The sequence below is a fragment of the Pseudomonas sp. AC016 genome, from assembly GCF_979253365.1.
The window spans coordinates 3,509,110-3,526,223 of sequence record NZ_CEEDCC010000001.1 but is presented as its reverse complement, the minus strand read 5'-3'; the positions used below and the strand labels follow the sequence as shown (position 1 = coordinate 3,526,223).

At 52.4% G+C, this 17,114-nt stretch carries 12 protein-coding genes, 1 tRNA gene and 1 pseudogene; 9 read left to right on the top strand and 5 right to left on the bottom strand.

The window, feature by feature from the left end; genetic code table 11:
- Nucleotides 1–1,267, top strand: a pseudogene (locus AC0IXS_RS15960) (methyltransferase).
- A gap of 300 nt (nt 1,268–1,567) precedes the next feature.
- On the opposite strand, the gene AC0IXS_RS15955 reads toward AC0IXS_RS15960, so the two are convergent.
- The 3 genes from AC0IXS_RS15955 to AC0IXS_RS15945 form a co-directional block, all read right to left on the bottom strand.
- Nucleotides 1,568–1,894: a DUF6124 family protein gene (locus tag AC0IXS_RS15955; protein ID WP_057410277.1), complete on the bottom strand. Its 327-nt coding sequence runs from the start codon at nt 1,892–1,894 to the stop codon at nt 1,568–1,570.
- 454 nt (nt 1,895–2,348) lie between these two features.
- Nucleotides 2,349–2,672 carry a DUF6124 family protein gene (locus AC0IXS_RS15950; RefSeq protein WP_057410276.1) on the bottom strand — a complete coding sequence of 108 codons (324 nt, stop codon included), beginning with the start codon at nt 2,670–2,672 and terminating at the stop codon, nt 2,349–2,351.
- 451 nt (nt 2,673–3,123) lie between these two features.
- Nucleotides 3,124–4,137, bottom strand: a complete 1,014-nt coding sequence (locus tag AC0IXS_RS15945; protein WP_471825141.1) for a J domain-containing protein — start codon at nt 4,135–4,137, stop codon at nt 3,124–3,126.
- An 821-nt stretch (nt 4,138–4,958) separates the two neighbouring features.
- Here AC0IXS_RS15945 and AC0IXS_RS15940 point away from each other — a divergent pair.
- From AC0IXS_RS15940 to AC0IXS_RS15925, 4 genes are all read left to right on the top strand, one after another.
- Nucleotides 4,959–5,034 (top strand) — tRNA-Thr (locus tag AC0IXS_RS15940).
- Nucleotides 5,035–5,196: 162 nt separating this feature from the next.
- Complete coding sequence (locus AC0IXS_RS15935) at nt 5,197–6,516, top strand: tyrosine-type recombinase/integrase (RefSeq protein ID WP_471825139.1); 1,320 nt, start codon at nt 5,197–5,199, stop codon at nt 6,514–6,516.
- A 935-nt stretch (nt 6,517–7,451) separates the two neighbouring features.
- The gene (locus AC0IXS_RS15930; protein WP_471825137.1) at nt 7,452–8,429 is read left to right on the top strand and encodes an integrase domain-containing protein; all 978 of its coding nucleotides are present in this window, start codon (nt 7,452–7,454) and stop codon (nt 8,427–8,429) included.
- A 566-nt stretch (nt 8,430–8,995) separates the two neighbouring features.
- Nucleotides 8,996–11,356 (top strand): AAA family ATPase, encoded by a 2,361-nt coding sequence (locus AC0IXS_RS15925; RefSeq protein WP_471825135.1) that lies wholly within the window; start codon nt 8,996–8,998, stop codon nt 11,354–11,356.
- A 555-nt stretch (nt 11,357–11,911) separates the two neighbouring features.
- On the opposite strand, the gene AC0IXS_RS15920 is transcribed toward AC0IXS_RS15925, so the two are convergent.
- Both AC0IXS_RS15920 and AC0IXS_RS15915 read right to left on the bottom strand, forming a co-directional pair.
- Nucleotides 11,912–12,904 carry a retron St85 family RNA-directed DNA polymerase gene (locus tag AC0IXS_RS15920; RefSeq protein ID WP_471825133.1) on the bottom strand — a complete coding sequence of 331 codons (993 nt, stop codon included), beginning with the start codon at nt 12,902–12,904 and terminating at the stop codon, nt 11,912–11,914.
- Nucleotides 12,901–13,896: a retron St85 family effector protein gene (locus tag AC0IXS_RS15915; protein WP_460114121.1), complete on the bottom strand. Its 996-nt coding sequence runs from the start codon at nt 13,894–13,896 to the stop codon at nt 12,901–12,903. The genes AC0IXS_RS15920 and AC0IXS_RS15915 overlap by 4 nt, the downstream gene beginning before the upstream one ends.
- Nucleotides 13,897–14,718: 822 nt before the next feature.
- Between AC0IXS_RS15915 and AC0IXS_RS15910 the strand changes: the two genes are divergently transcribed.
- The 4 genes from AC0IXS_RS15910 to AC0IXS_RS15895 all read left to right on the top strand — a co-directional run bounded on the left by AC0IXS_RS15910 (nt 14,719) and on the right by AC0IXS_RS15895 (nt 16,628).
- A complete protein-coding gene (locus AC0IXS_RS15910) occupies nt 14,719–15,027 on the top strand; it encodes a hypothetical protein (RefSeq protein WP_471825131.1) in 309 nt (102 codons plus the stop codon).
- Nucleotides 15,028–15,188: 161 nt separating this feature from the next.
- Nucleotides 15,189–15,452 carry a CopG family ribbon-helix-helix protein gene (locus AC0IXS_RS15905; protein WP_471825129.1) on the top strand — a complete coding sequence of 88 codons (264 nt, stop codon included), beginning with the start codon at nt 15,189–15,191 and terminating at the stop codon, nt 15,450–15,452.
- Nucleotides 15,415–15,705, top strand: a complete 291-nt coding sequence (locus AC0IXS_RS15900) for a type II toxin-antitoxin system RelE/ParE family toxin (RefSeq protein WP_471825127.1) — start codon at nt 15,415–15,417, stop codon at nt 15,703–15,705. The genes AC0IXS_RS15905 and AC0IXS_RS15900 overlap by 38 nt, the downstream gene beginning before the upstream one ends.
- Before the next feature lie 197 nt (nt 15,706–15,902).
- Entirely contained in the window at nt 15,903–16,628 is a 726-nt protein-coding gene (locus AC0IXS_RS15895; protein ID WP_471826249.1) for a hypothetical protein, read from the top strand.
- The last annotated feature ends 486 nt before the right edge of the window (nt 16,629–17,114 follow it).

Genomic DNA, 17,114 nt, shown 5'->3' with positions numbered 1-17,114 from the left:
ATGAAGGGGGCTGGCTTTCATCCGGCCAGTCTCCCACGCGAAGCCGCCGACCATGAATTCTGAACCCAGCCTGCAGAACGACACGCTTCGCAGCCACTTTGGTGCGCTGGACAGCTTCCTGTTCGCGCATCAGGGATTGTGGCGACCCAGGCCATTCACCCATCTGCACCTGCCGTGGGAAGCCCAGTACCCTGAGCTGGCGCAGTGGTTGCGCCAACGCACCCTCGAACAGGCTGAAGCGGCGCACCTGGACCCTGACCAACTCGACGCGCCCTTCCCGTTTGCGGCACTGGCATCCGAAGCCGTTGCCCTGAGCCAGGTCGCCGAACTGCCCGTCTACCCGCTCGCCCCAGTCGAAGCGCGCATGAGTGTTGATGTACCCGGGCGCAAATGGCAGCAGATCGAAGCCTTCTCCCGTCATGTGGACACCGGACAGGCAGGCACCCACTGGCTGGACTGGTGCGCGGGCAAGGGTCATCTGGGTCGTCGCCTGACCGGGCGCGGCCAGCAACTGACCTGCCTTGAGCGCGACGCGGCACTGGTCGAAGCGGGCCTTACCCTCAGCGCCCGCCAAGGGCTGGAAGCCCGGCATGTTCAACAGGACGTCATGGCCGATGATGCGTGGCGCAGCCTGCAGCCGCACCATACGCCCGTCGCGCTGCATGCTTGCGGTGATCTGCATGTACAACTGATGCAACTGGCCAGCCACACCGGCTGCCAGCGCCTGGCGATTGCGCCCTGCTGTTACAACCGCACCCGCTTCGATCATTACCAGCCACTGTCCAGCGAGGGCAAAGCATCGGGGCTGACATTGTCGCGTGACGAACTCGGTTTGCCGTTGAGCGAAACCGTGACCGCTGGTGCCCGCGTCCGTCGTCAGCGTGACACCTCGATGGCACGCCGCCTGGGGTTCGACCTGCTGCAGCGCACCATTCGCGGCATCGATGAATATCTGCCCACACCGTCATTGCCCGTCTCGTGGCTTGACGCTCCCTACGAAGATTACTGTCGTCATCTGGCTCAACTGAAAAACCTGCCCTTGTCGGGCGAACAGAACTGGGCGCAATGGGAGGCTGCGGGCTGGCAGCGACTGGCTCAGGTGCGCAACCTGGAACTGGTCCAGAACCTGTTCCGGCGCCCGCTGGAGATGTGGCTGGTGCTTGATCGAGCGCTGTATCTTCAGGAGCAGGGTTACCGCGTCAGCGTGGGGACTTTCTGTCAGCGCCAGCTTACGCCTCGCAACCTGCTGATACTGGGCCATAAATGAAGCTGTAAAACCACAGAACATCCTGTGGATAAGTCTGTTGATGAAAATTCTGAATGGCGCGTTAAAGCTTGGCGCACCAGTTACTGAAGTCCCTGATTTTTCCTGCCTGTTCCGTCAGGAACCCACAAAAACAGTGGTTTGCGACGCAGGCGGGGTATTTGCACACTTATTGGCATGTACGCAAATATTGATGTAGCGATTGTGCATAAAGATTTGGTAACGGCTCTGGAACGGACCTGTTGCAGTGCCGGATCGCGTACGGGTAACACGCCGCTTACGATCCGGTTTCAAGCGGATATCTCAGACTTCTTCGACACACTCCAGGGATCGCTCGACCATCACCTTGGCCATCTCGGCCATATGCATGGCAGCAAACGCCAGGTCCCGTTTCGACCCGATCAACTCGTCGCCCAGTTCATAAGCCGTTGCCGAGGCACAGCGCAGAAAATCCAGTGCATGCAGTAACGTCGCTTCCAGGTTCATGTAATCGGCGCTGTTGTCTTGGGATTCATTGTTGGGACGACTGGTGGGCAGGTAACACGCCATCGCGCGTTTGACGACGGCCTGATCGAAGATCGGTGCGCCAGTGGAGGTGTTAGAGGGTGGATCGGGGGTGACTTTGACCATGTTCTAGCTCCTTCGATGAAATCGCTGTCCTCTCGCTACTAAACGAAAGGGCGGCGACTGTGCACGAGTTAGTAGACCGGTGAGCCAGGCAACCGGCGCACCCGAAGGCGCCAAGCGCACAGCCGCCATAGCATCGGGACGGACCTGATGAAACACGGTTGTGATGCCTTGCTCATTGCGGGCTACTAAACCCCATCGCTGATGGGCAGCGACGAACGGGAGAGTAGAAGCACTGACGGCAAGGCACAAGCGGGCCGGGATTCTCTCGGAAATGTCCCGCAAAGGAAAGAGACGAAGCCTTCAAAAACGGGCCTGAAAGCGTTGCAAGACATGAGTGATGCAGGTTTGACGATCGCTCCTCACGCTCCGCGTGGGAATGCCGCCCAGGACGCTCCGCGTCCGATTCAACTGACTACGCAGATCCTGAGCAAACACAAACACCCGCTACAACTGATTATCCTTCGACACACTCCAGGGATCGCTCGACCATCACCTTGGCCATCTCGGCCATGTGCATCGCAGCAAACGCCAAGTCCCGTTTCGACCCGATCAACTCGTCGCCCAGTTCATAAGCCGTTGCCGAGGCACAGCGCAGAAAATCCAGCGCATGCAGTAACGTCGCTTCCAGGTTCATGTAATCAGCGCTGTTGTCTTGGGATTCGTTGTTGGGGCGACGGGTGGGCAGGTAGCACGCCATCGCGCGTTTGACGACGGCCTGATCGAAGACCGGTGCGCCAGTGGAGGTGTTCGAGGGTGGATCGGGGGTGACTTTGACCATGCTTAGCTCTCCTCAATGAAACCACCACCGAGTCGCGACTAAACGAATGAAGGTGGCGGCTGTACGAAGGTTAGTCGACCGGGAGCTAAGAACCGGCGCACCCGAAGGTGCCCTAGGCACAGCCGCCATAAAGAACAGGCCAATGACCTGATCAAACAGCGGCGCAATGCGCCTTAACTCAAACACGGGCGACTAAACCCCATCGCTGATGGGCAGCGACGGACGGGAGAGTAGAAGCACAGACAGCAAGGCACAAGCGGGCCGGGATTCTCTCGGAAATGTCCCGCAAAGGAAAGAGACGAAGCCTTCAAAAACACGCCTGAAAGCGTTGCAAGACATGAGTGATGCAGGTTTGACGATCGTTCCTCACGCTCTGCGTGGGAATGCCGCCCAGGACGCTCCGCGTCCGATTCAACTGACTACGCAGATCCTGAACCCACACGAATACCCACTAAAACTGATCTTCCTTCAACCGCGTAAACGGCACGCTGCGCCCCTGCAACTTACGCAACGTCAGCTTGTACGCACTGGACTTGATCTGACTGCCCATCGGCGTCTCTTCCAGCAGGATCCGCCCCGAGGCAAACGCACAGCCCGTATCCAGCATCTTGTACTTGAGCAGGTACAGACCCGCGTCCATCTTGGCGAACGAGAACGACGCACCCACCGGAATATAGGCATGCCGGAACGCCTTGCGCCCCATGGCGTCCGTGACCTTGGCGTAAACCGCAGAACCGCCTGCCGTGTTATCAACAGTGATCTGCGACCAGCCATTGTCCTTGAGCGTCGGCATGTCCTTCACATAGTCCGCCTTCTGCGGCCAGGGCGCGCCCATCGGATCAACCGTCGGCACCTCACACTCGGACGCAGCCACGTCCGCAGCTTTCTCAGCCACGCTGACAGGCTCAACCACAGGCTCGGGCTCAACAACCGGTTTGACCCACGGCTGAACCACAGGCACCGATTCAGTCGGCACGAAAGACTTGCCAGCATTGGGGTCGTATCCCATCCACGCGCCGCCCGCACAGAAAATCACGAACACCCCCGCCCAGCGCCACACACTGCCGTGGCGCTGACTTCTGGAAGACTGGGGAGAAGCACTGGCCCGACGCTCAGGGCCGGTATAGGTGGATTGCTGCGGTGCAGCAGACGCCGAGCCAGAAGCACTGGCATACACATGAACGGCACGCCCACGCATCGCCTGCACCTGCCTGCGGCGTGCAGCGTCTTCGCGAGCCCTCTGCTCATCGGCCACCAGCTGCGCGTCATACGCCGCGCGCCTGCCAGCATCGGCCAGCACATCGTGAGACGCGTTGACGACACTCATCATGTCCGAAGCGTAAGGGTCGGAATTCCTGTCCGGGTGCAGCTTCTGAGCGATCTTGCGATAAGCCTTCTTGATCTGATCAGGAGAGGCATCGCGAGCGACATTCAGCAGCTCGTAATGCGTGGGCGTTCTCTGCATTGCACTAGCTGTCCATGGCCGACTGCCATTTTGATACAGCTATATCGGCCAGAACCGCCCGAACTCCAATCGCAATGCTACACACCCGATACAAACGCAAAAAAATGCCCGGATCCTGAGACCCGGGCATCGTTTAAAGCATCGAGACCATCAAAGACCCGCCGAAGCGACCTTGACCGTACCCGACTTGGTGATGACTCCATCAGCGTCCAGACGCACATTCATGCGATTCAGACGGCAATGCACAGCCTCTCTATCACCTGACGCCTGCCCGACCGGACAAGACGTCGTTACCAATATCTTCAAACCGCTTCTCAGTGAATGGCCGGCCTACGGTGTACTGCATCCCCGAAGCCCTGCAACGATCCTTCGTGTCATTCAATGGATAATCCTTTATCCCTGACTGAAAAGTGAACGCCCCTCGCCGCCTGACTCAGTGGCTTGGGCCGTTGAGAACAAGCCTATGCAAAGCGTCCCGAGCGTGCAAACGGCCCAAAAGCCACTAACTCGCCTGGAGCGCTGAACGGCTATAGATAGCCACCACCGGCTAAGTCATTGATTCGCATGGGCAGGTTAAAAATCGACGCGGGTTATGGCCCAATCGCTCTCATCGGCACGGGGCCAAACCAGCATGCCAGAACACCCTTCTACCCGCCATCAGGCAGCCTAATCCGCCAAACCATAGGGAAACGTCCTGCATCCACCACCGACCCTGTCCTGCATGCCGACGCTGAGCCGCACCGGCGGTCAAATTTTTTCAACTGAATCAGTCAGCTAGGGTTTACAAGCGCATCAGACTCTATATACTCGCAGCCCATTACGCCGGTATAGCTCAGTTGGTAGAGCAACTGACTTGTAATCAGTAGGTCCCGGGTTCGACTCCTGGTGCCGGCACCATTCAAGGTTCCATAGAAAGCTTTCAAAATCTCTGGAACCCCCGAAAAACCCGCCTTCTGGCGGGTTTTTTCGTTTTGGCGTTCCGTCGGATTCCGGGGGTAGCCAGCGCTAATAAGGGTACTTTTAAGGATACCTACCAATTCGACATTGGAAAGTACCCTTATGGCTCGTACAACGGCTCCCCTTACCGACAACGCCTGCCGCACTGCAAAGGCTCGCGAACGTGAGTACAAGCTTTTTGACGGCGATGGCCTTTACCTGCTCGTGAAGCCCAACGGTCGCAAAGGCTGGAGGCTCAGGTACGTGAAGCCCGATGGTCGCGAGGGCCTGACCTCACTCGGCAATTACCCGGTGGTCGGGCTGGCTGACGCTCGCCACAAGCGCTTCGAGCTCAAACAGCAGCTCGCCAACGGCATTGACCCCATCCAATCCAAGCAGCAGGCCAAGGTGCAAGCCGTAATCAATGGCCGTACCTTCGAAAGCGTTGCGCTCGATTGGTATGCCGGGATGGTGCCCAAGTGGGCGCCGGGCCACGCCAAGACTGTACTCAGCCGGTTGAAGACTCATGTATTCCCTTTGCTCGGTGCCAGGGCAATCGTTGAGTTGGACACCCACGACCTCATGCAGCCACTGGAAGCCGTGACGAAGCGCGGCACCATCGACGTGGCGCTCAGGATCAAGAACTACCTGCAAAGCATCATGCGCGAAGCCAAACGGCTGCGGCTGATCACGACGAACCCAGCCCACGACCTCGATGGCTCAATCAGAGCACCACGGGTTACACATCGACCCGCACTACCCTTATCGCGGCTGCCAGAGCTACAGACGCGCATCGACGACTACAAAGGTCGCCCACTCACACGCCTTACCGTGATGCTGTCGCTGCACGTGTTCGTACGCTCCAGCGAGCTGCGCTTCGCCCGCTGGAGCGAGTTCGATCTCAATCGCGGCATCTGGGAGATCCCCGACACTCGCCCGGCGCTCGACGGCGTACCGTTTTCCACAAGGGGTACGAAAATGGCCGGAGACATTCACGTTGTACCCTTATCGCCGCAAGCAGTGGGCTTGCTTGAGCAGATCCACGCGATCACCGGCAAATTCGACCTGGTGTTCGCGGGGGATGCCAAACCTTGGAAGCCGATGTCCGAGAACACAGTGAATGCCGCGCTCAGGACGATGGGCTACGACACCAAGGTGGATATCTGCGGCCACGGGTTCCGAGCCATGGCGTGCAGTGCGCTGGTCGAGTCCGGGCTGTGGTCAGAGATAGCGATCGAGCGCCAGATGAGCCACAAGGAACGCAACAACGTGCGGGCGGCTTATACCCACAAGGCCGAGTTCCTCGAAGAGCGCCGGATGATCATGACCTGGTGGAGTCGGTTTCTGGAGGCGAAACGCGAGGACCATGTGACGCCGCATGAGTTTGCCAAGCAGACGGGCCAGAACGTCACGCGGCTTCGCAGTGCCAAGAGAACCGAGTAACCCGCCGCACCACCACCTCAACTCGCTGTGAAGTTACCCACAGCACCGCATGAAGCTCCTCCGCGCGGGTCCTTTCAAACGGGGCTGCAAAGCCGCCCCGTTTGAAAGGACCATACCTAAGAAAAAACTGCTGGCACATCTTACGTCTGTGGAAAACCACTGATGTCCACCGGGGGATAGTTTTATCCACAGGCGCTAAATCCCTGATATCGCGCTGCTTGACGAATATTGTCCACAAGCGTAGACCGGGAGTCGCAACAGCTGTCGATGACAGCACCCCAGGTGACCCGAACCTTTAAGGTCACGCCGCTCCCGCGGTGGTTCACCCGCAAGTACGATTAGCATCCGGCAGCTCGCCCGGTCACTACCCATGTGATGGATGCTCTTACACACATAGCGCTCGTGCGCCAGATACTCCGTACCTCGCTGCCCTGCAGCAACCTATCCGCTTGGCCGAATCCTGCGCCAACCTGTGCCCGTCTCTTTCTCCCGGAAAGAGACGGGCGCTCCTACCGCTGCTGCAGCCCAACTCGTACAAGGCTTTGCGGCATTCTCCCTTGTGACAATCGGCGTGACAAACACCGAAGCCACCAGCAACAGCGATGCAGATGATGGTGCCGCAGCCCACGGAATGGACTGCACCTGACTGACAGTCAGGTATGCCCCGGTCATCGCTTCACTGCCTTCACCCGACTCAGGATCTCGCGGCACTGGTCTCATCAGCCAGTGCAACCTCCACCCGCCCACTTCTTCGGAAGTGCTCAGGAGGTCAGATCATGAGATGCCCAAGCTCCCGGCCGTAAAGAGCCGCCAGTCCCGCGTCAGTGGACAACCCTCACAGGCCGCAGGGGCCTTGATCCCTGATAACACTCAACATTCTTGGCGGGATGACGTGGGGAAGGTTTTAGAGGTTTGGCTTCGAGAGGAGTTTGATTATGGTATTGGTAGGTAGGCGAGACGGGCGCAATTTTGGATGGGGGCGGCAACTCAGTTATGCAGGACCGCAAGCATTGCGCGATTTTTTTGGTGGCGGGCATTACGGCACCGTCAGGGCTCACAGTGATCGCTGGAAGGCTTTCGTGCGCTGGTGCCGGTCGGATGTTGGACCGGGCGTGAACGACGCAAGGCAGATTGATCTGCAGACGCTGTCGGATTATGCAAGGCATCTCCGCGGCTTGGTCGAACGTGGCGAGTTAGCCATTGCTACCGCGCAGAACAGGCTGTCCAGCGTAAACCGGACCATGGCGGCGCTACGCGGTGATCAGTATGTGAAAGTGCCGAGCCCGAGTAAGGCGTTGGGGATGCAGCGGACCAGCGTTCGCATATCCTCACCACAAGGTCAGGATCGGGACCACGTGGTCCGCATCGTCGAGGCGCTTCAAGAGCAGCATCCTCGTGCAGCCGCCATCGTCCGTTTAGCACGGGCGACCGGTATGCGATTGCGCGAGGCTGTTCTCGCAGACCTTCCACGTCTCACGCGTGAAGCCAAATCCCTCGGCAAGATCAACGTTCAGGACGGTACCAAAGGCGGCCGCAGCGGCGCCACAGCGCCGCGTTGGATCAATGTGGATGAGCATGTTCGTGAGGCGCTCCGCCTCGCCGCAGAGGTGTCGCCCTCAGGTAGCCGGAATCTGCTTGGGCAGAACGAGACCTACGTTGATTTCCACCAAAGTGTTGTGCGTCCAGCGCGAGATATCCTTCAGCTCCACGACCTCAAAGGCTTTCACGAGTTGCGTGCGGCGTACGCGTGTGAACGTTACGAGCGGATCACCGATCACCTCGCCCCCGTCAACGGAGGTGAATACAGCCGGCTCGCCCCATATCCTGACCGAGATGCTCGCGTGCAAATCAGCTATGAGCTAGGGCACGGCCGAGTCGACGTCGCTTCCGCCTACATCGGAGGTCGAGCATGAGGAAGCCATTTAACATGGAGCTGTTCTTAACCGGGGTGCTGAAGGGCGCAAATGCCACGCGTGAACGCCACATACGCCAAGCCAAGGCTATTCAGACAGCCATTTCTAAACGCTGGGGTCGAGATAATCCTTGGGAGTGGCAACAAAAACATCTGATTTGGTTTTTGAGCCATTGCCTGGAAGCGCGGTCCCATTCGACACGCTATTACTACCTTTTGACCATACGCCTAATCGGGCAGCGCACCAGCAGGTCTTGGTGTCTCAGATGCTACTCAAAGACGTAGCCTTCCAACCTGAGCACGTCACACGCGGACAGATTAAGCCGAAATTACGAGGCCAACTCAGGCCAATCTTTATCCAAAGAATCGGCCGCCGACTGGCGTCTTGCCACGACAGACAAAGCTCGCTACAAAGTAGGTATGTCGTGCAACCAAGCACGGCATACACAGGAAATGCGGCACTATGCACATTGGACCTTATGGACCTTTTTCTCGAGTTACTGTTCGCTTGGTGAATCCTTTTACCCAACCGATCTATAGCAACTGTTTATCGACACGGACCGAGAGATGCTAACAAAATTTCGTCACATCAAAAACTTTGCTGTATTCAAGGAATGCGACTGGGATACAAGCATTAGAGACAAAGGAAACAACATTGCAATCCTCAAAAAATTAAACATAATTTACGGAAGAAATTACTCAGGAAAGACAAGTCTTTCTCGAATAATTCGAAGCCTCGAAACAGGTGTGAAACACCCAAAATATTTAGATTCCTCATATGAATTTTCGCATACGAATGGGGGATCGCTAAGTGATAAGAACCTCTCAGCATGCCCATACACAGTCAGGGTTTACAATAAAGACTTTTTAGATGAAAACTTAAAATGGCTTTCAAATCCAGACGGGAGCATCAAGCCGTTTACAATTCTCGGCGAGAAGAACATTGAGATTGAAAATGAAATAGCAAAAAACGAAAAAATGTTAGGCTCAATAAAAGAAAAAATCGGCCTACACTGGGATTCGTTCTGCAAAGCGTCCGAGCACAGAGAGCTTGAGGACAAAGTACAACGAAAGAAACGTGAACTAGATGACAAGCTCCGTGAAAAGGCAAACACAGACATAAAGCAGAACCCCATCTATCGAAATATCAATTACAACATTGGAACAATAAAGTCCGATATTGCAACTATTGGAATCGATAAAACTTCAATATTGAGCGCAGAACAAAAAAGCGAACTCACTCTGAGCCTGACTGAGGAATCAAAGGACATAATTGATTTCCAGCTTAGCATTGATAACAAACTACCTATCTACAGAAACGCTGCTGCAGATCTGCTGGGAAGGACGATTAACCCAACGCATATCACTCAAGAGCTTCTTGAAGACCCCCTCCTTGAAGAATGGGTTAGGAACGGACTGGCTCATCATAAGCATAAGGAAAACTGTCAGTTCTGCGGAAACACTCTTACCGCCCAGGTGTGGGAAAAACTAAATGGTCACTTCAACAAAGACTCCGAGAACCTAAGGGATTTAATAGACAATTTAATAGTCAGCATTCGTGATGAGCAAAAAAGAGCTAGAGAATTCTCTTTGCCTAACGATGCAGGCTTCTATTCATCCCTACAAGAGAAGTTTCGAGATATCAGATCCCGACTTACTGAAGAAGTAAAGCAATACATTGCAGCCCTTGGAATCCTAATTACTGAGTTAGAGTCAAGAAAAAGCGATATCTACAAGAGTCGATGCCTTCCCGATATACGTCAGGATTACAAAATCTCCGCTACTATTCAAGAAATAAAGGGCGTCGTAAAAGCCCATAATTTCAAGACCTCATCATTATCCAGCGACCAAGATCAAGCAAGGCGAATACTAAGGCTTTCAGAGGTAGCTACTTTCACTAGGGATATCGATTACAGTAATAAGTCTCATGAGATCGATCGCCTCTCAGGTGAATTGCGTCAATTAAAGATCGCCATTGAAAACCTCAATGAAAAATCCGCAGAAACTTTGGGAAAAATTTCAGAACTTCACAACCAACTTCAAGACGAGCACAAAGGTGCTGAACTTGTAAACCACTACCTGAAAAATCATTTTGGGCATGAAGCTTTACAGTTGAACGCCACAGAAAGCATTGACTCCAAGGTCATAACTTTTAGCATTACCAGAAATGGGGAGCTAGCGTATAACTTAAGCGAAGGGGAATGCAGCCTAGTTGCATTCTGCTATTTCATTGCAAAGCTTCAAGACACAAACACCGTAGGCAAAGAATTAATCATTTGGATTGACGATCCGATCTCCAGCCTTGATAGCAATCATATATATTTCATCTTTAGCCTGATAGAAAATGCTATAGCCAAGCCTATAAAAGATCCGACAACATCTGTCACCACCTATAGATACAGTCAACTATTTATATCCACCCACAATTTAGATTTTTTGAAGTATCTCAAGAGGATATCTAAACCAAAAAATGATAATGAATTTTTTACCCTTGAGAGAGGCGCCGAATCAAGCAAAATAAAACTGATGCCAAGCTATCTCAAAAGGTTTGTGACTGAGTTCAACTACCTTTTCAGTCAAATTCACAAATGCGCCAACCCACATGCAGAATTGGAAGATCACGATGCTTTCTACAATTTCGGAAACAACCTGAGAAAATTTCTTGAAGCTTACCTTTTCTATAAATACCCGAACAATAAGTCAAATGACGAAAAGCTACTACTTTTCTTCGGCGGCAATGATTTACATACAGACTTAACCAACAGAGTCAACAATGAACTTTCTCATCTGGAGGAGATTTTTGATAGAAGCATGAGGCCTATAGAAGTCCCCGAGATTCCAAAACTAGCGAAGTTTGTACTGGAGACAATTCAGCAAAAAGATCCCGATCAATATTCCGCACTTCTTGAAAGCATAAGAGACACTTAATTAACTCTCACGAGCAGCTAGGTAGGTGTGTCCCGTGAGCTTAAAGGCTTGACAGATTACAGGCTTTGACTCAATGCATATGCGTACAATCAGTTTATGAAACGGAAGTTAGAGGTGATGGCGGATGTATCAAGGTGGACGCCGCCCCCTCTTAATGCGGAATTAGCTAGATGTATTCGATGCAGCGTATGCCGTCACGAGGATCTTACCCTTCCAAGGCAATTGCCTTGGGAGTGCAGTCAGGCATGAAACCCAGTCACGACCTAAGGCGCATGCTCATTGCCAATACAGCCAATGCCGCACGATCCATGGGGGAGCCTTCGCTATTAGTGGCGGCGGCGACCTGTCGACCTGCGCCTTGCTCAAGCCAACTCTAGCTCTTGGCCATAAGAAGCCGTAAGTCCCGTGTTAGTGGACAACCCTCAAAGGCCGCAGCGGCCTTGATCCCTGATAACACTCAACATTCTTGGCGGGATGACATGGTGAAGGTGCTTCGAGAGGAGTTTGATCATGGCTTTGCCCCCCCCCCGAAGATTGACTACTGGTAGGTATTACTTAAAAAACATCACCTACGGGAACTGCCTCTTTTTTTCCCAGAGACTCAATGACTTTTGGATTAGATTGAAAGGCTTCGATCAAGTACAAAGTCGGCAAGCCATACTTGTCTAGTGCAGACTTATAGAAAGTAGGCTCAATATATTTTGCAAATGCCAGCAACCCCTTCAAGTTATGCATTTCTTCATCTGTCAGACCTCCCAGGGAGCTCTTGTGGATCAAGGATCGTATATATCGCTTACGCTCTCTTCCTAAAGAAACTTGGTCTTCATTATTTATAACCAGGCCAGTAACGTGACGATTACTCTTTTTAGAAGAAAATACAGTTTTTTGTTCATTCACCTTAAGGGTCGGATAAGCGATTTCTTTGCAGATACTTCTAACGTAGCTTGGCATATTTAGAAGCAAACCCTTCACGTTTGTGGTAAGGGTAATATCGTCTGCATATCGAGTGTAGGTAACTCCCATTTTTTCGCAATAATCTTGGAGCACACAATCAAAACTATACATAAGAGTGTTAGATATAAAAGGAGAAGATGGAGCACCAATACTTAATCTATATGTAGGATCCTGCTTTCTGGCCCAGAAAAATAATTTCCGGACCATGTATGCGTCTTCGGCCGTTATAGCTCCCTTATGTTTCACTATATGGTTTATAAGGTCCGCTGGTGCCATCGAAGGAAAAAAATCTGAAAAATCCATTTTAAGTAAATATTGATTCTTTGCATGAGCCTCTGCATTATCCTTAATGCTCAACCCTTCTCTGTAGGCTGCTGCGCATGAATGAACAGGCAATTCGGACAAGAACTCTTCAAGTACCATCCGCTGCATCATTTTTAACACATCACTCGGCTGAGCAATTACCCGAAAGCCTTTTCCGTTCCTCTTAGGTATGGGATAAACCTTGTACCTGTACGGAGCAGTTTTTATAAAGGAGCGCAATTCCTTAGTGCTAATCATAAATTTTTGCGAAAGCGATTCAAGAATACTCATACTGCCGCTCCAACTTCAGGTAGTGCTGCTACAACTGGCGGAGGTGGCGTTGATGAAGGCGGTAAGCACACAGCCTTTATCACTTGAAGCCTTTTAGACTCACTATCATTAGTTAAATAGAATCTCATTGCAGAAAGCTTTGCCGCTGTTGGCTCAAATTTTCCAGCGAAATTAACCTTCGCAATGTCTTTAGTGGCATAGTAATACTCTGCATGTCCGCGCTTAGCCATGCCTATGAGCTTGAACTTTGTAAGGAGGAATATAAGCCGCTTCGTCTTTTCTCTTCCGATAGCAAGCCCCAACTTACCAAGGAAACTTTCAATCTCTGTAATTTTTAATGCTTGAAAAGTTCTTACAATTTCATATATTACAAAGCTAACGTGCCCCTCGTTATCCTTGTTGAAAAGTTCTGATTTATCTTGATCTGAGACGATGGCTAAAATATCGCTTCGCATTTCCGCCAAAGAATCCTTAAGGGATCCTTTCATATCTACTTTTTCAGTGTTTTCAACTTTTTCCCATGGGTACGCGCACACACTTGATTCTTTAATATCTTGTAAATGCCGAAGAGGGCCAAGCTTAATAAACGAATTTTCTTCGTAGTGTTTTTCGTTTACAAAAACTAAAATCTTATTTCGCAGAGATCTATTTCTTACAAATAGTCCTAGTTCAGTAAGTGCTCCAGCGCTCTCCAATATTATGACTATAAGGGAGGAAATGTGGGCTATATCGCTTTCAAAGACCAATAGATCACGATATATGGAGTCGTGTATCCAGTCCTTAAATTCCTCAGCGAGAGTTATGCTTTCTGCGAGGTCACAACGTGTTTTATTGAGGTGCTCGACAAGAGCCCCGCGTACCGACTCGGGCTCAACAAGCTGGACATCAACCTTTCCGCCGCAAAGAAATAGGATCGGTTGATCATGCACAATTCGAGAGGTTTCGAGCGTGATCTGAGCGAGATGTTCTTCCCTTTTATCATCGAACTTCACTGTTATCACTCAAATGCGTGTTTCTTATCTCATGTCACCGCCACCCTAATGGCCTGAGAGAATAGAGGGAGGGCTCTTTACCAAAGATATAGCGACGAAGTCCCGCGTGGGCTTTAGGAGGAGGAACGACGACTGAGGCCCACGCGGGACTTCGTCGCAACTAAAGCCGATCAATAAATTAGAGTCTGGCTATACACCCGACTAGAGCACGAAGCCCCAAAGCACGTAAAGAGACCTCCATTCTAGGGGCGAAGTGCCAGCAGTCAAGGGGGGTGGCGGCTTTTTTTTAAAAAAACTCATCTCGGCTGCTTCACCCAAAAACGGGGCAAAGTGGGCCTCACACTGAGGCTCAAGGATTAATTCGTTCCTTTCAATTTCAGGCTACTGGATCGAAAGAGTGGTCACAATGCGCTCGCTCCACGATTGCGAACTCAACCATAGACTGGGGCGAGTAAACACTCCAATAGAACGGGGGCTAACAATAAGGATAGCCTTAGGGATAGGAAAAATAAATCTGAACATAAAATTGTTTATTTACATATAGTTATGATGTTTTTCGACTCCTGGTGCCGCACCATACGCAACACCGAAGAAGGCTCACCGAAAGGTGGGCCTTTTTTGTTTTCCCATTCCCGAGCTCTCCCCTCACCGCACGCAGAGCGTGCTAGACAATCTGACTCCGATTACGAGCCCAATCTGCGCGCTCACAAAATGCGTCAGAGCGCGATATCAAAAGAGTGGCACTCCTGCCCACTGACTGGCTATTCTCTGTCCGATTTTGGCGAGCGCTTTTGCTCGCCGTCACAAGGACGAGTAAAGCTGATGACCATTGCACACCACGAACTGAAAGACATGAATCAGATGCTGGAAAGCGGCGTCAACATCTCTCAGATCGCAATCAAATACCCAAGCTATGACTATTGGGAAATCTACGGAAGCGTTAAGGATTACAGCCTACTCGGTAAGAAGCGGATCATTACCAATCGTCTTAATACCCTGCGGGACAGCACCACCAAGGCGGAACGCTCCGACTTGATTGACGAAATCGACACGCTGATCACTGAGATGTACAACCTGACTAAAAGCAATGGAAAAAAACTGGTGGAGATCAGCGAGGTTCTAAACCGTTGATTTCACGAAGGGTTGTGGACTACTTTCGAAGCGTTCTTGGGCGTAGAGCACCGGTCTTAAACCGCGCCCCTGAAACGGGTTGTCATCTCCGGGGATAACCAGATAGAGTCTACACACCAAACACATGTCTACACCGTAGACAGCCTATCAGGAGCGTTCCCATGGTCTCGCCTGTCCTGTCTTTCCGTGTGGAAGCAGAGCTGATCAATCAGCTCGATCAGCTCGCCGAAGCAACCGATCGGGATCGTCAGTATCATCTCAAGCGCGCCTTGGCGCGTTACGTGGAATCAGAATCCTGGCATTTTCAAGCGGTAGCTGAAGGCATTGCGGATGCAGAAGCAGGCAACCTGGTCGATTTGGATGCCGTAAAGGCTAAGTGGGTAGCTCGTGCTGAAAATCGCATTAACCAGCAAGGCGGAAAGTGATCTCTACGGTATTTACGAGCATTACGAACCGTTGTTGGGCGCTGAGGCTTCTGAAGGCGTCGTCTTTCACATTATCAGTGCGATAGAGATGCTGGGGACCTTCCCGCAACTAGGGAAAGCTTCAGATCTGCCCGACTGCAGGGAATTGATAATTTCGAAATATCCCTATCGGGGGGTCTACTCTCTGATAGACAAGACGATCCGAATTTATCGAATTCTGCATCAACGCATCGAACGGGCCGAGGATTGTTAAGCTCGGCTCTGCTAACCCAGGCAAGCATGCCCTCCTGGAAAGCCCGTAAGGCGCTTGTCTGGAGGAGGATAAGGCCCAAGACGAGCCTCATACTTTGTAACACCCCCGCCCCGATACACCGCCCGTCACCCCCTCCTAAAGCTCCACGCCCACCCCGTCGATACCCTGTGGACAAACACAATCATGGATCGATGAATATGCTTACCTCCCTAAACCCATCCGCTATTCCATCTATCGTCGCCAAGCTCACCCCCTCAGACGTCAAGCTCACGCCTCAGCCCATGAGCGATGCCGCGAGAGAAGCGTTGCTGAATGCCAAGCCGATCGTGGTTTCGCCTCCCGTTGTGGTGCCCCCGACCACTACTGGCCCCATCGTAGTGATCGACACGGTTCTGGGGCCTGAGCAGTCGCCGGAGTTTCCTCGACTGGCGGAATTGAACAAAGCCATCACGGCGCAGATGAAGGGCTCGTTCGAGGACTTCAAGGCTGGATTGGCGTATCTGTATCCGGACCTGGCTGACAAGAAGTTCGGTTTCACGGTGCAGGAAGATGGCAGTCTGAAGGCGATCAACAGTTCCGGTGAGTTAAGTGCTTCCGACATGGAGCGTTTGAATTCGCTGTTGAATGCGTCCAGTGATCTGAAATCAGCGGCAGTGGCTTATCGCGATTCGGCCATTGATATGGTGAATGCGGATTCCGCTTTTTCGGGCAGCTACCTCGGTATGTACAACCTGACCAAGGAAAACTTCGCCAATACGCTGGATCTGGGGGCACTATTGATCCCCAAGACCTCGACCCCCTCCAAGGAGCAGTTTGACGGGATGTTTTTCAATCAGATGGCTTCAAAGGCCGAGCGGGCGACGCCGGAAGTTCTCGCAGCGAGAATGGAAGTTCGTTCGAAGGGTTTTGCTGCCACAGCGTGATCGCCAGCGCCTGATCCGCTTTATGTCAAGCTCCAGACCGGCGCGAGGGTGCAACGCACCCTCGGCGCACAGCACGCGCTCAACGCTTCTCCTGCCTAATCATTCGTACAGACCTGACGACCGAAACGCCGACATCGCCGGAATGTTCCGCCTGGCGTTCACGACATATTTGTGAAGACGTTCATGTTTGTATCGATTTTTTTACACATCCAGAAACTTTTTTGAACTTCGGGCCTCTGTTGTGGGCGCGCTGTAGGATTTTTCCTAATCGCTGACGGCGATTACTGCGCGCACTCTTTTATTCATTGCTTCAGCACTTCTGCTATCAGCAGCGGGCCGAGCTTGTGTACCCACTATTCAGACCTCAGGGAAGAGACATGCCTCCAGCTGCACGCGCGCGAACGAGCAAACCAGACAGTGCTTGTTCTTTCGCCGGTTTCTCACGCCGGTCCTTGCCCAAGGCAGGACATCTCGCGTTGCTTTCTC